Source organism: Calidithermus roseus (genome assembly GCF_003574095.1).
Taxonomy (GTDB): domain Bacteria; phylum Deinococcota; class Deinococci; order Deinococcales; family Thermaceae; genus Calidithermus; species Calidithermus roseus.
On the sequence record NZ_QWLA01000003.1, the window covers coordinates 1 to 12,421 of the forward strand.

General features: G+C 68.3%; 15 protein-coding genes and 1 pseudogene. 2 read left to right on the plus strand and 14 right to left on the minus strand.

Translation table 11 applies throughout. The features are described from left to right. Positions 1-151: pseudogene (locus Mrose_RS19280) on the plus strand (thioredoxin-disulfide reductase); the annotation flags it as partial. Beyond that, on the plus strand, positions 151-1,251 hold the full coding sequence (locus Mrose_RS01490; RefSeq protein WP_119275664.1) for an SLAC1 family transporter: 1,101 nt from the start codon (positions 151-153) through the stop codon (positions 1,249-1,251). The pseudogene Mrose_RS19280 and the gene Mrose_RS01490, both read left to right, overlap by 1 nt. 37 nt (positions 1,252-1,288) lie before the next feature. Here Mrose_RS01490 and Mrose_RS01495 read toward each other — a convergent pair whose 3' ends face one another. The 14 genes from Mrose_RS01495 to Mrose_RS01560 are packed head-to-tail and all read right to left on the minus strand — an operon-like array spanning position 1,289 to position 12,396. After that, positions 1,289-2,014 (minus strand): Rieske (2Fe-2S) protein, encoded by a 726-nt coding sequence (locus Mrose_RS01495; protein WP_119275665.1) that lies wholly within the window; start codon positions 2,012-2,014, stop codon positions 1,289-1,291. A 10-nt stretch (positions 2,015-2,024) separates the two neighbouring features. After that, complete coding sequence (locus Mrose_RS01500; protein WP_119275666.1) at positions 2,025-2,582, minus strand: c-type cytochrome; 558 nt, start codon at positions 2,580-2,582, stop codon at positions 2,025-2,027. After that, on the minus strand, positions 2,579-3,892 hold the full coding sequence (gene soxC / locus Mrose_RS01505) for a sulfite dehydrogenase (RefSeq protein WP_119275667.1): 1,314 nt from the start codon (positions 3,890-3,892) through the stop codon (positions 2,579-2,581). The genes Mrose_RS01500 and soxC overlap by 4 nt, the downstream gene beginning before the upstream one ends. A gap of 48 nt (positions 3,893-3,940) precedes the next feature. Continuing rightward, positions 3,941-5,221, minus strand: coding sequence for an FAD-dependent oxidoreductase (locus Mrose_RS01510; RefSeq protein ID WP_119275668.1), 1,281 nt, complete (start codon positions 5,219-5,221; stop codon positions 3,941-3,943). 29 nt (positions 5,222-5,250) lie between these two features. Continuing rightward, on the minus strand, positions 5,251-6,111 hold the full coding sequence (locus Mrose_RS01515; protein ID WP_119275669.1) for a DUF302 domain-containing protein: 861 nt from the start codon (positions 6,109-6,111) through the stop codon (positions 5,251-5,253). Positions 6,112-6,121: 10 nt separating this feature from the next. After that, the gene (locus tag Mrose_RS01520) at positions 6,122-6,553 is read right to left on the minus strand and encodes a rhodanese-like domain-containing protein (protein WP_119275670.1); all 432 of its coding nucleotides are present in this window, start codon (positions 6,551-6,553) and stop codon (positions 6,122-6,124) included. A 9-nt stretch (positions 6,554-6,562) separates the two neighbouring features. Continuing rightward, the gene (gene soxA / locus Mrose_RS01525; RefSeq protein WP_182482625.1) at positions 6,563-7,369 is read right to left on the minus strand and encodes a sulfur oxidation c-type cytochrome SoxA; all 807 of its coding nucleotides are present in this window, start codon (positions 7,367-7,369) and stop codon (positions 6,563-6,565) included. Positions 7,370-7,376: 7 nt separating this feature from the next. Continuing rightward, complete coding sequence (soxX, locus tag Mrose_RS01530; RefSeq protein ID WP_245969443.1) at positions 7,377-7,940, minus strand: sulfur oxidation c-type cytochrome SoxX; 564 nt, start codon at positions 7,938-7,940, stop codon at positions 7,377-7,379. Positions 7,941-7,973: 33 nt separating this feature from the next. After that, positions 7,974-9,689, minus strand: coding sequence for a thiosulfohydrolase SoxB (gene soxB / locus Mrose_RS01535; protein WP_119275672.1), 1,716 nt, complete (start codon positions 9,687-9,689; stop codon positions 7,974-7,976). A gap of 33 nt (positions 9,690-9,722) precedes the next feature. After that, on the minus strand, positions 9,723-10,301 hold the full coding sequence (soxX, locus tag Mrose_RS01540) for a sulfur oxidation c-type cytochrome SoxX (RefSeq protein ID WP_119275673.1): 579 nt from the start codon (positions 10,299-10,301) through the stop codon (positions 9,723-9,725). 12 nt (positions 10,302-10,313) lie between these two features. After that, entirely contained in the window at positions 10,314-11,111 is a 798-nt protein-coding gene (gene soxA / locus Mrose_RS01545; RefSeq protein ID WP_119275674.1) for a sulfur oxidation c-type cytochrome SoxA, read from the minus strand. Between the two features lie 9 nt (positions 11,112-11,120). Further along, positions 11,121-11,447 (minus strand): thiosulfate oxidation carrier complex protein SoxZ, encoded by a 327-nt coding sequence (gene soxZ / locus Mrose_RS01550; RefSeq protein ID WP_119275675.1) that lies wholly within the window; start codon positions 11,445-11,447, stop codon positions 11,121-11,123. A 24-nt stretch (positions 11,448-11,471) separates the two neighbouring features. Beyond that, complete coding sequence (gene soxY / locus Mrose_RS01555) at positions 11,472-11,933, minus strand: thiosulfate oxidation carrier protein SoxY (RefSeq protein ID WP_119275676.1); 462 nt, start codon at positions 11,931-11,933, stop codon at positions 11,472-11,474. Then, complete coding sequence (locus tag Mrose_RS01560; RefSeq protein WP_119275677.1) at positions 11,926-12,396, minus strand: thioredoxin family protein; 471 nt, start codon at positions 12,394-12,396, stop codon at positions 11,926-11,928. Before Mrose_RS01560 ends, soxY begins: the two co-directional genes overlap by 8 nt. Between the last annotated feature and the right edge of the window lie 25 nt (positions 12,397-12,421).

Below are 12,421 nucleotides of genomic sequence, written 5' to 3' on the forward strand. Positions count from 1 at the left end.
CTACACCAGCGTGCCGGGGATCTTCGCCGCGGGGGACGTGGCCGACCCGGTCTACCGCCAGCTCACCACCAGCGTGGGGGCGGGCACCCGGGCTGCCATGGCCGCCGAAAAGTACCTGGCTGAGCACGAGCCTCTGGAGGTGACCTCCTGATGCAGGGTGCTGCGACCCCAGCTTCCGAACGCAGTGTGCGCTTCCTGAACCCTGCTTGGTTCACTTCGGTGATGGGCACGGGGGTGGTGGCGGTGGCGCTGGGGCAATTTGGCCAGCAGCTCGCTTGGCTCGAGCCTGTAGCTTGGGCTGCCTATCTGCTCAGCCTGCTGATGCTGGCCGGGTTGCTGGCGTTATGGATGCTCAAGGTGTGGCGTCACCCCCAGGCCGCGTTGGCCGACCTCAATCACCCGCAGTTCTCCCAATTGTTCCCCACCCTCCCCATCGCCCTCCTGGTCACCGCTCTGGCTACGCGGCAGATCGGCCCCGCGCTGCTGGGTGAGAACCTGGCCGTACCCCTCGCGCAGGGACTTTACCTTCTGGGATCGCCCCTGATCTTCCTTTTCAGCGTAGGAGTGGCTTTCGTGATCTTCACCCGGCTCGAGGTGCCGCTGAAAGAGGCCAGCGGAGTCTGGTTCATCCCCCCGGTCTCGGCTTTGGTGGTGCCGCTGGTCGGAGGCGTGCTCCTGGCCGACTTCCCGAGAGCCCTGCACCGGGAGTTGCTGGTTTGGAACGGGATATTCTTGGGGATTGGCCTGCTACTCTTCATCTTCGTGCTCAGCACCCTCTTGCAGCGGCTATACGCTTTCGGGCGGCCCTCACCCCACATGCTGCCTTCCGTCTGGATCGGGCTGGCTCCGGTAGGCTTGGGCATTCTGGCCCCCTGGAGATGGCTCGAGGGCGGAGCACGTGTTGGTCTGCTGCCGGAAGGCTGGTCCGAAGCGCTGCCTTTCGTGGGGGTGGCGTTGTGGGGGCTGGGGCTGTGGTGGTTTACCCTGAGCTTGATGTTCTGGCTGGACATGCTCTGGTCCCAGCCCAGCCGCGAGCGACTGCAGTTCACGCCGGGATGGTGGAGCTTCGTCTTTCCCCTGGGAGCGTTCACCCTTTCCACCCTGGCCTTGAGCCGTGCGCTCGAGTCGGGGCTCCTTTTGCTGGCGGCCTGGGGGCTGTTCGCGGTGTTGGTGGGCTTCTGGCTGGTGGTGCTGACCCGCTCGATCCTGGCCTGGATGGGTTTGAAACCCCTGCTGCCCGCCGGATCCTGAGCATGGCGCGCGGACAGCGAAGGCATCGCCTCCTGGCTCAGCCCAGCACCGGGCAGGTGGTAGGGACCTTGCTGTGCTCCGCATAGGGGACCACTACGGCCCGGGACACTTCCTCGCGGGCTTTGGCGGCGGGCCGGAAAAGCTCGCGCAGGGCCTGGCTCTGCGCCCGGAAGAAGGCGTCGAACTCGGGGTTGCCCACGAACCCGCTGGCGTAGACCTCGTCCTTGGCGGCGTCGTACTCCAGCACCACCGCTGCCAGGGCGTGGGGTGCGGGCCCTCCCTTGACCTCGCCCCCCCGGCTCACGTCGAAGGCGGAGAGGTGGGCGCAGCAGACCATCCGCGGCCCCCGCCCCCCCTCGGGCTTGTAGTAGCCCATGGCTCCCAGGTTGGGGGCGGCGTAGCTGTAGGCGTGGGGGCAGATGCTGGTGTAGGCCACCACGCCCTTGCCCTTGCCCACCCCGCCCGCCCAGCGGTAGCTCTTCCCGTCGGGCAGCTTCACGTCCACGGGGGGCAATTCCACTCCGAGGTTGACCAGGATGTTGGGGGTGGCGGCGAAGGGGTAGGCGAACACGTAGGGCTGGTGGGGCTCGAGGGCATCGAGCCTGAAGGGCTCGCCCGCTTTGTCCACCAGTAGGGCCCGCCGGAAGGTGTTGGCGCTGCTCTGCGCCCGGACGAACTCCAGCATCCCCAGCGGGGAGAGCCTGAGCAGCGAGCCCAGCGAGGCCCCCTTGCCGAGCAACTCGAGAAAACCGCGTCTGTCCATGCTCACCTCCTCAGGGCAGGGTGATCCAGGGGAACTTCTTCTGGGTGGTGGGGTCGAGTTGCAGCAGCGCACGGGCGGGCATCTCCACCTCGGGGAGGGTGGCGGCGTTCATCGGCTGCGAGCCGTCGATGATGCCGTTCTGGTAGAGGAGGTAGGCCACCACTGCGTATACCTCGTCGTCGGAGAGGATGCCGGGCGTGGCGAAGGGCATGGCCCGGCGGATGTAGTCGAAGAGGGTGGTGGGGTAGGGCCAGTAGTTGCCGATGGCGAAGTCGCGGGGGTTGGTCTCCTTGGTGACGGGGAAGGGCTCGGCCACCAGGCGGTTGAAGGCGCCGCCCTCCCCGCTGCCGCCGTGGCAGGCGGCGCACTGCGCCGCGTAGACCTGGGCCCCCTGATCCACGGTGCCCTCGCCCGGGGGCAGCCCCGCCCCGGTCGCCAGGACGGAGGGCCGGACGTTCCACCGCCTGACCTCCTCCTCGCTCAAAGGCTGCCCGATCTGGTAGCGTCCTTGGGCCAGCACCAGCGCCGAGAGGGCCACGGCCAGCCCCACCCAAGTCCTGCGCTTCACGCCTCACCCCCACATCCGCCCCGGCCCGCCGCACCCAATCGGCTCGGGGCCAGCGCGCCAGGCAGGGCCTTGTCGCCGTTGAGCACCTTGCCGTCGGCGCCGACGTGCCAAGCCTGGATGGCGTTGTAGTGGTAGCGGTTGTTGCGGCCCCACCGGGCGAAGAACTCCTCCGGGGTGGGCTGGGTGTTGCCCGCCTCGTCGGTGGCGCGACTCATGATCGTGGTGGGCTTGCCGTCCCAGACCCAGTTGTACTTGAAGCGCACCGCGGCCAGGGGCTCGAGGGGGCCCTCCAGGCTGGCCTGCTTCCAGCTGTTGCCCCCGTCCAGCGAGACCTCGACCCTGCGGATGCGTCCGTGGCCGCTCCACGCGAGCCCCCGGATCTCGTGGAAGCCCCTGGAGATCGCCTGCTGGCCGGAAGGGTAGGTGATGATGGACTCTGGGTCCATGACCCAGGTGAAGGCCCGGATCGTGCCATCGGCCATCACGTCGGTGTACTCGGAGGTCTCGTCCTTGCTCATCACCGGCGCGTCGGCCACCTCGATGCGCCGCAGCCACTTCACCTGGATGCTGCCCTCCCACCCCGGCACCACCAGCCGCACCGGGTAGCCCTGCTCCGGGCGGAGGGCCTCGCCGTTCTGGGCGTAGGCCACCAGCACGTCCTCGAGCGCCTTCTCCAGCGGCAGGCTGCGGGTGTAGGCCGCCGCATCCTGCCCCTCGGGGATCAGCCAGCGGGCCCCCGCCTTCACCCCCGCCTCCTTCAGCAGGATCGCCAGGGGGACCCCGGTCCAGGAGGAGTTGGACATCAGCCCCCGGCTGCGGGTGGCGGTGAGGGTGGGGTCGGGGGGGTTGCGGTAGCCGTTCTGTCCGTTCCCCGCGCACTCGATGAAGTAGGTGCGCGTCACCGAGGGGAAACGCTTGAGGTCTTGCAGGGTGAACATCAGGGGGCGCTCCACCAGGCCGTGGATCACCAGGCGGTACTCCGCTGGATCCACGCTGGGCACGCCCCCGTGGTGCCGCTCGAAGTGCAAGGAGCTGGGGGTGATGACCCCCTCGAGCTTCTCCAGCGGCGTGAAGTCGGCCCCCGAGTGGCGGGTGCGCAGGTTGGGCGAGATGTAGCGGACGACCTCCTTCTCGAACTCGCTGCGCTCGCCGTACTCGCGCAAGGGGGCGCCCAGCGTCTTCATGCTCTCGAAGGACTTCTCCGAGAACGACCTCGGGCTCGGGGCCTGGCCCGTCGCCGAGGAGAGCTTGGCGAAGCTTCCCAGGGCCAGGCCCTGGCTCAACAATCGAAGCAGTTTGCGTCGGTTCATCGAAACACATGCCTCCGCTGGGGGATCCCCGGACGTCTCGTGGGGGGCTCAGGCGCCGGGGCCGAACATATCGCCCCACAGCCCCCGAGCCCACTCCAGGGCCAGGGCGCCGTTCTGCGCTGAGCGTTTCTGGTCGCTGGTGGACTGCTGCTTGACCTGCCGGGCCGCCGCGTCCCACTCGTGCTTGTGCGCGACCCAGATGGCCTCCTCGGAGTCGACGAAGCTGTAGCAGATGTTGTCGGGTAGGGCGTGGGGGATCTCCTCGAGCCGCTTGCCCGCGACGCGGCTGGCGATGTGCTCGGCGATGATCTTGCCGTCGTTGTAGGCCACCTGGCCGCTCTTAGAGAAGGGCACGTTGCCCAGCACGTCGCCCACGAGGTAGACCCGTTCGTCCTTCTCGGAGAGGAAGTAGGGCAAGCGGACATTGGCCCAGCGCTCGCCCAGGCCCGCGCTGCGCACGATCTCCCCGGCCTTCATGGGCGGGATGAGGTTGGCGAGGTCGTAGCCGTACTCGCCCAGGGTGGTGGTGACCTTCCGCGCGGCGTGGTCGACAGCGGTGACCTCGGCGTTGGGCACGTACTCGAGGTAGTCCTTGTAGAGCTCCTGATAGGCCGCGGTGAAGCCGGCGGCCTTGGAAATGGGCTGGTTGTTGGCGTCGAGCACGACGACCTTGCCCTTGATGCCGTTGGACTTGAGGTAGTGCGCCAGCAGCGCGGCCCGCTCGTAGGGCCCTGGGGGGCAGCGGTAGGGGGGCTTGGGAATCGACAGCACGATGTCGCCACCCTCGAACTGCTCGAGCTGGCGCTTGAGGGCCACGTGCTCGAAGGGTTTGAAGCCCACCGGCAGGAACTGCTTGACCTCGCCGTAGCCCTCGATGGCCTCGTACATGTAGTCGATGCCGGGCGAGACGACGAGGTAGTCATAGAAGACCAGTCCACCCGTGGTGCGCACGTAGCGCGCGGTGCGGTTGACCTCCAGCGCCCGCTCCTGCACGAAGCTCACGCCCGCCCTGACCACGTTGGTGTAGTCGAAGACGAAGAAGTCGAGGTCCTTGACCCCGCCTAGGTAGAGGTTGCTCAGCGGGCAGGACATGAAGACGGGGTTCTTCTCGATGAGCACGACCTCGATGGCCGGGTTTTTGCGGCGCAGGTGGCGGGCGGTGCTGATGCCCCCCCAGCCCCCGCCGATGATCACCACCCGGTTGCCGCGTGCGGGGCCCAGCAGGCGCGCGGGCTTGCTGAAGAACTCCTGGGCGAAGCCAGGAGTGGCCGCGGCCACCCCTACCGCGGCGCTGTTCCTGAGGAATTGACGGCGCGACAGCTTATCCATAGCTTCCTCCTCTCGAGCCATCGAGACTTCTAGGGGCGGTAGGGCTTGCCCCCGGTGGCCTCGATGATCTGCACCATGGCCCTGCGGGCTTCCTGGAGCATGCCCATGGTCCGGCTGTTCTGCGCCACCCCGGGCATGATGCTCATCAGCATCGGCTCGATGGCCCCGACCAGGACCCCGTCGGGCAGGGGGGCGACGAAGAAACGGCACGGGGCGGCGAAGCCGCCCGCGGGCTGAGCCGTGAACATCTCGTAGGCCCACTCGCTCTTGCAGGGGTGGATCCCCACCAGGCCGCCCAGCCTCACCTGGGGCAGCACGTTGAGGCCGTGGCTGGCGAGCTCGCTCTCCAGCAGCAGCGCCACCTCGTCCACGGTGGCCCCCTCCACCTTGTACAGCAGTGCGGGCATCATGCCCGAGCTGGGGTCGGGCATCATGGCCGGGGCGACGCGCTCGAGCGGCCCCAGGCTTGACAGCGCCCCCTCGAGCTTCCTCCACAGCCCCACGGTCTCGGGGTCGCTCAGGCCCAGCATCCCGCCCATGAGGTTGCCGTCGAGGGTGCCCACCGTCACCACCCCCTTGGCGGCGGTGTGGACGTAGACGGTGGGGGGCAGCACGATCGCGGCCATGGGGTTGCGGGCCACCGCCTTGAGGCTGCCCTCCTCCGGCGCGACGATGAGCAGCAGGTAGTCGGGGAAGTCGGCGCGGAAGTTCTTGACCTGGCCGCCCAGGTTGAGCACGCGCAGGACGCTGAGCCCCTGGGCCCGCAGCGCGGCCTCGGCCTTGGCCTGGGCTTCGGCCAGGCTCACCCCGCTGAGCTTGACCTCCACCGACTGTGCTAGCGCCGGGAGGGCCCCCAGCAAAGCGGTGATGACCAGCAACTTGATCTTCATAGCGTCCTCCTCAAGGTTTTTGCACGGGCAGACCCAGCTCGAGCCAGGTGCGGAACCCGCCGTTGAGGTTCTTGACCTCGCGGTAGCCCAGCGCGCGCAGGTAGGCGGCAGCCACCGCGCTGACGTGGCCGGTGCCGCAGTAGACCAAAACGGGCTTGTCCTTGTCGGCGGGCAGCTCGCTCAGGCGATCGGGGAGCTGGCTGATGTGGATCTGCACCGACCCCGGGATGAAGCCCCTGGCGCGCTCCTCGTCGGTGCGCACGTCCAGGATGAAGGGCTCAAACACCTCCACATAGTCCTTGGCCTCGGCGGCGTAGAGCAGGTAGCTGGCCGGGTTGACCCGCTTGATGAACTCGCCCAGCTCCCGCAGCGCCTGCGGGCTGGCCTCCTGGGCCCACGAAAGGCCGCTGAGGACCATCGCCAGTATCATCCACCGGTGCATGCTTGCCTCCTAGCGCGTGAACCCGGGCAGCTCGGTGAACTTGTGCTTGCCCTTGGTGGCCTCGGTGAGCATGTAGACCGACAGCGCGATCATGGGCTCGGAGTAGAAGTCAGGCGGGTGCACCCCCACCGACTCGTAGCAGAAGGCGATGCGGTCTTCGAGGGTGTAGAGCTTGTCGGCCTCGAAGCGGTAGGCGGGCCACTCGTTAGACAGCCCCTGGCGCGGGCTGCGCACCGGCGACAGCCGCACCCGGCCCCCCGCGTAGGTGTCGTGGCAGATCGAGCAGTTCATGTCGCGGCTGCCGGCCCGGCGGTACCACAGCTCTTTGCCCAGGTTGTACAGCGTGATCTCGTTGGGGTGCTTGGGCACGACCTGCAGCGGCATCTCGCTCGACTTGGAGGCCACGTAGGCCACCAGGGCCTTGACCTCGTCGCGCCCGACCTCCTCGGGCTTGAAGCCCTGCAGGCGCACCATGCAGCTCACCACGCGGCTTTCGAGGTCTTCGACCTTGCGGGTGTCGGCGAAGTAACGTGGCATGCGGGTGTAAGCCCCCTCGAGCTTCCCCGGCCCCAGGCCAAAGTCACAGGCCTCGAGGGAGGCGTTCTTGGGACCGCGCTTCCGGGTGAAGAGTTCCTCGCCCTCAGCCGCGTAGAGTTCACCCGGCAGGATCCCGCCCGAGGTCTGCCGGAACAGCTCGCGCTGCCGCTCGGCCTCCTTGTAGGGGTCGATCTCCTCGTCGCCCTGGGTCAGGGCGACGCCCAGGCCCAGGATCAGCAGGGCCACCCAGAAAAGGGCGTGCAGTTTGCGCTTGGTCAACACCCTCTCACCTCCTGGCGTTGGCGTTCACCGGCGAGGCCGGATCGAGCAAAAAGGCCACGATGTGCGCCGTCTCCTCGGGGCTTAGAATGCCGTGGACCCCCGCGCGATACATCAAGGAGCAGGGCTGGAAGGCCCAGGCATTGTAGACCTTCTCGTAGGTGAACCGCACCACCGCCTCGGAGGTGCCCCGCTGCCCGTAGGCGACGAGGCCCGGCCCCATCCGTCCGGCCCCCTTCTCCTTGGGGTCGCCGGTGTGGCAGGCGTAGCAGTTGCCCTTACGGGGGTTGGTGAATAGCGCCTCGCCCTGCTTCCAGTCGCCCAGGAGCCGACCCCCGGCTGGGTAGCGGATGAGCGAGCGCTGGCGCTGGAGGAAAGGCTCGACCGCCTCGGGCGGCAGTCTGTCGCGGTAGCGCGAGCACAGGGCCTGGTCGGCGTCCTGCTGCAGGTCGCGGGCGTAGGCGCTGCCGCCGTCTTGGATCGCCTCGTTGAGCCGTTGCAGGAAGGGCCCCTCCTGCGAGAGGGTGAATCCTGCCCACAGCACGGCTATCCACCACAAGTGCCTTCGTATCTCCACGGATCGACCTCCTGACTCTGATCTTGCTCAGCCCCCCCAAGCCGGGACCACATAGCTCTGGTCCAGCACCCGTAGGGCGGGCCGGGGGGGGATCTGCACGGTCTTGACCTGACGGATGTACTCGGCGATGACGTCGTAGACCGGGCGCGGGGTGTAGCGCTCCAGGGGGGTGCCGCTGCGCTGTAGGCGCCCGCCGTAGGCGGCCACCACGTACTCCCGGCTGGGCTCGAGCGGCTGGCCGCCGACCTCGAGGCTGCGGACGCGCTGCCCGGTGGGCGCGTTGACGGCCAGCTCGTAGGAGATCCCGTACACCCGGCTCATGTCCCCGCCCTGCTGGTAGAAGGGGTCGGGGTTGAAGGCGTTGGCCGCCACGTCCTCCAGCACCGCGTGCAACCGCTCGCCCTTGAGCTTGAAGACGTACACCTCGGGGTAGGTGAAGCTGGTGAAGGCCAGCAGGGCCTCCATGGTGATGGGCTGACCGGGCAGGATCGTCGTGCCCCAGCGGGTGCCGGGGCTGAAGGCCACCTCCACCTCGGGGTAGGCCGCGCGGATGGCCCTCCCCGCCAGCTCGTCGAAGGTGGAGTACAGTGAGTCACGCTTGTAGATGAGGCTCTGCGCCGTGCCCAGCACCTGCCCCAGGTAGCCGCTGTGCAGTGCGTAGGCCTCCTGGAGGAAGTGCTCGAGCTCGCCGTCGGGCTCGAGGACGCTCGTCGCGACCGGCAGGGTCCTGAGCCGCAGGTCGGCGATCCCGCCCTTCCTCATCTTGAGGTCCAGGCGCAGCACGGCCTTCCCCGCCGACCCCCCCGCGGCCAGCCAGGTGCTCCCGACGCGCACGGGGCGGGGGGTGAAGTCGTGGGTGTGGCCGCTGAGGATGAGGTCGAGGCCCCTGATCCGCGCCGCCAGCGCGGTGTCGAGCGGTACCCCGCCGTGCGAGAGCAGCACCACCGCGTCCACGCCCATCCCCCGCAGCTCGTCCACGTAGCGCTGCAGCTCGTGCTCGCGGACGCCGAAGGAGAGCCCCTGGGAGAACTCCTCGGGGTGCGAGACCTTCACGTAGGGGAAGCTGAAGCCGATGACCCCCAGGGCGTAGCCCCCGATGGTGTGGATGGCGTAGGGGGGGTAGATGGGGTCGCCGAAGAGGTCGTCGACGATGTTGAAGCTCACGACCCGAGCCTCGAGCGCTCCCACGAGCTCCTCCACGCGTTCGCGGCCCAGGGTGTACTCCCAGTGGAAGACCATGTGGTCGAAGCCCACCCGGTTCATCCATTCCACCATCGCCTGGCCCCGCGTCAGCAGCGATAGGCCCGAGTTGGTCCAAGTGTCGCCCCCGTCCAACACCAGGGTGCGCTCGACCCCGGCCTGTGCCCGCTGTCGCTTGATCAGCGCCCCCACGTAGGCCGCGCCACCCAGCGGGCCGAAGCGCTCGGCCAGGGCCACGAAGTCCACGTAGGTGCACAGGTGCGCCTCGAGGCTACCCCGCTGGAGGCCGTAGTAACGCAGTGCGGCTTCCCCGGTGAGGTAGCCCGGTCGGCCCTCCAGCGCCCGGGGCGCCAGCAGGTTGGGCGGCTCCATGAAGTAGTGGGGCCGGAGCTGGGCGTGCAGATCGGTGCTGTAGAGCAGGGTGATGTCCCCGAAGGGGGGCAGGTCGTAGAGCACCTCGGGGCGCTCCATGGCTTGGGCGAAGGCCCGCGGGGTGGTGATCCCCGCTGCCAGCAAGAGTTTTAAGGCTTCTCTGCGGGTCAAGTCCTCTCCTGCTCCGCCCGGGTGCCGCGGGGCTTACCTCCGCAGCGCGGGCTTGGTGTTGAAGTCGGAGGCTGGGTCGAGCAGGTAGGCCACCACGTGGGCGACCTCCTCGGGCGTCAGCAGGCCGTTGTGCCCGAAGCGGTACATCACGGTGCAGGGGAAGTAGGCCCAGGGGTTGTAGATCACCTCGTAGGTGTAGCGCTGCACGGCCTCGGAGGTGCCCCGCTGGCCGTACTTCTCGAGGCTGGGCCCCACGTTCCCGCTGACGTTGAGCGGCGAGCCGAAGTGGCAGGAGAAGCAGTTGCCGCGGGCCAGGGTGTTGAAGACGGCCTCGCCCTGCTTCCAGTCGCCCATCAGCCTGCCGTCCTTGGGGTACTTGATGGCCGAACGCTGCTCCTGGATGAATTGCCCCACCACGTCGGCAGGGAGCCGGTTCTTGTGGGCCGTGCACAGGGCCTGGTCGGGGGTCTGCTTGAGGATCGCCTCGCCGTAGCTGCTGCCCGAGCCCCGGACGAGCTTGGCGAGATCCTCGCTGAGCCCAGTCCGGCCGGGCTGGCCCCCGGCCACGCCCAGGAGCAGGGCCAGCGTTGCCAGAAGGTGAATCCGTCGCACCGCGCACCTCCCCTAGCGGATGAAACCCGGCAGGTCCATCTTGGCGCCGTTGGACTGCACCGCCAGCCACAGGCCCAGGGCGATGACCGCGTCGGAGTAGTAGTCGGGGGCGGGCATGCCCAGGTTCGAGTAGCAGGTGCGGATGCGGTCCTCCATGGTGAGGGCGGAGTCGTTGGAGTAGCGGTAGGCCGGCCAGTGGGCCGCGACCTTTTCCCCTACCACGTCCGAAAGCGGCAGCACCCCGGAGCGCTTGCCCCTGTAGGTGACGTGGCAGGTCGCGCATCCCATGTCTCGCGGGCCCGCCCGCACCCAGAACAACTCCTCGCCCAGCGCGTACATCCGCTTCTCCTGGGGCGTGGCGAGCCGCACGTCGACCGTGGCCTCGTGGGAGAGGGAGGCGAGGTAGAAGGCGATGGCGATCACCTCACTGCGCTTGACCTCTTCCGGCTTGAAGCCCTGCAGGCCGATCATGCAGCTGCGGATGCGCGAGTCGAGGTCCTCGACCCGGCCGGTGTCGGGGAAGTAGCGCGGCAACTGCGCGACCACCCCCTCCACCTGACCCGCGCCGCGGCCAAAGTCGCAGCCCTCGAGGCTCACCCCCTTGGGCCCGCGCACGGCCTTGAACAGCTCCTCGCCCTGCGCGACGTAGAGGTCGCTGGGCAGGATACCGCCACCCTGCTCGAGCAACTGCTGCCGCTGCTTCTTGGCCTCCTCGGCCGGGGAGGGCTCCGGCTGGTCCTGCGCGAAGACCCCCACCCCCAGGGCCAGCAGGGCCAGCCCCGCCGCGACGAAACGCCATAAGCGGCTCATGGCGGCTCCTCAGGCCAGTGCGAGGTCGGCGGTCTTCTCGCCGGAGTCGCCAGCGAGGTCTTTGTAGGTCACTTTGAGCTGTCCGGCCTTGACCGCCTTCATCTTCAGGGCGAACAGGGGGTTGGCGCTGGTGCCCCCGGTCGGTCTGATCTGGGCGACGGTCTGCCCGTCGAAGATCACGTTGAGTTCGGTGATGTAGTTGGCAGGGATGGTCTTGCCGTTGGCGTCCTTGCGGGTGCCGGGCTCCATGGGGTGCTGGGCGACGATCTGGACGCGCACGTCGTCGCCGGCTTTGGGCTTGGCCGGGTTGAAGCGGATCAGGATCTGTACGGGCATCTTTTCCTCCTCACTCGGCGGCCATCAGCCGCAGCCCCCCACCGTGACCCGCACCGACTGCGAGGCCAGCAGCAGCTTGCCGTCCTTGGTCTCGACGACGGCCCGCACCGGGGCGGTCTCGGCGATGCGGATGCGGGTCGCGTAGTAGGGCGCGACCCCACTGAGGAACACGCTGAACAGCAGCGGCGTGGGGTTCTTGTCGCAGAAACAGTGGATGGCCTTGACCTCCTCCGCCGGCAGGGCGGCCTCGATCTCCACGGGTACGTTGGCCCCAGACTCGGCGATGGTGGGCGCGACCAGCTTGACGTCCTTGGAGGGCTCGAGGTCTTTGTAGCCCTTGCCCAGCGCCTTCTGTAGCGCGGCGTCGAGCTTGGCGACGTCCTCCCCCTCCAGCCCCCCCTGCGCCAGGGCCGCGGCCAGGCTGGAACTCAGCACGGCCCCGGCCACGGCGCCCGCGCTTGTCTTTAAAAACGACCGTCTATCCACAGCGTTCACCTCCGCCCTCAGCCCCTGCCCTCTGGCAGATGTGCTGAAGTTCTCCCAGAAATTGCGCCCTGGGCCGGCTCCCGTAGAGTCGGCCTAACTCCTGCCATGCTGAAGGCCCCGCGCCCTGCCGCGGGGCGAGGAAGACGAACGTAGGGGTCCCGACAGCCCGCAGCTCGCGGCTCAGGGCGCGCCCCTCCGGGCTGTGGATGTCCACGCTGGCCACCACGAAGTGCCGCTCGAGGGCCCGCGCGACCCCTTCGTCGGAGAGCACGAAGGTATTCATCTGCTCGCAGTACACGCAGCCGTGGCTCCAAAAGTAGACCAGCATCACCCGGCCAGACTGGCGGGCGTGTCGGCTGGCTTGGTCGTAGGGGTACCAGCGGGCGTAGTCGACCCCCTCGGCTACTCCCCAGGGGAGCAGCCAGAAAAGCACGACCAGAAACAGCAGATTGCGTCGATGCATAGCAGGGCCTTCGGCTTTTCAGGCA

Excerpts from the sequence above, each read along its gene's own strand:
- soxC (WP_119275667.1), bottom strand. The coding sequence starts at position 3,892 with ATGAACCGACGCAAACTGCTTCGATTGTTGAGCCAGGGCCTGGCCCTG.
- Mrose_RS01520 (WP_119275670.1), bottom strand. The coding sequence starts at position 6,553 with ATGCACCGGTGGATGATACTGGCGATGGTCCTCAGCGGCCTTTCGTGG.
- soxZ (WP_119275675.1), bottom strand. The coding sequence starts at position 11,447 with ATGCCCGTACAGATCCTGATCCGCTTCAACCCGGCCAAGCCCAAAGCC.
- Mrose_RS01515 (WP_119275669.1), bottom strand. The coding sequence starts at position 6,111 with ATGAAGATCAAGTTGCTGGTCATCACCGCTTTGCTGGGGGCCCTCCCG.
- Mrose_RS01560 (WP_119275677.1), bottom strand. The coding sequence starts at position 12,396 with ATGCATCGACGCAATCTGCTGTTTCTGGTCGTGCTTTTCTGGCTGCTC.
- Mrose_RS01510 (WP_119275668.1), bottom strand. The coding sequence starts at position 5,221 with ATGGATAAGCTGTCGCGCCGTCAATTCCTCAGGAACAGCGCCGCGGTA.
- soxA (WP_119275674.1), bottom strand. The coding sequence starts at position 11,111 with ATGAGCCGCTTATGGCGTTTCGTCGCGGCGGGGCTGGCCCTGCTGGCC.
- Mrose_RS01490 (WP_119275664.1), top strand. The coding sequence starts at position 151 with ATGCAGGGTGCTGCGACCCCAGCTTCCGAACGCAGTGTGCGCTTCCTG.
- Mrose_RS01495 (WP_119275665.1), bottom strand. The coding sequence starts at position 2,014 with ATGGACAGACGCGGTTTTCTCGAGTTGCTCGGCAAGGGGGCCTCGCTG.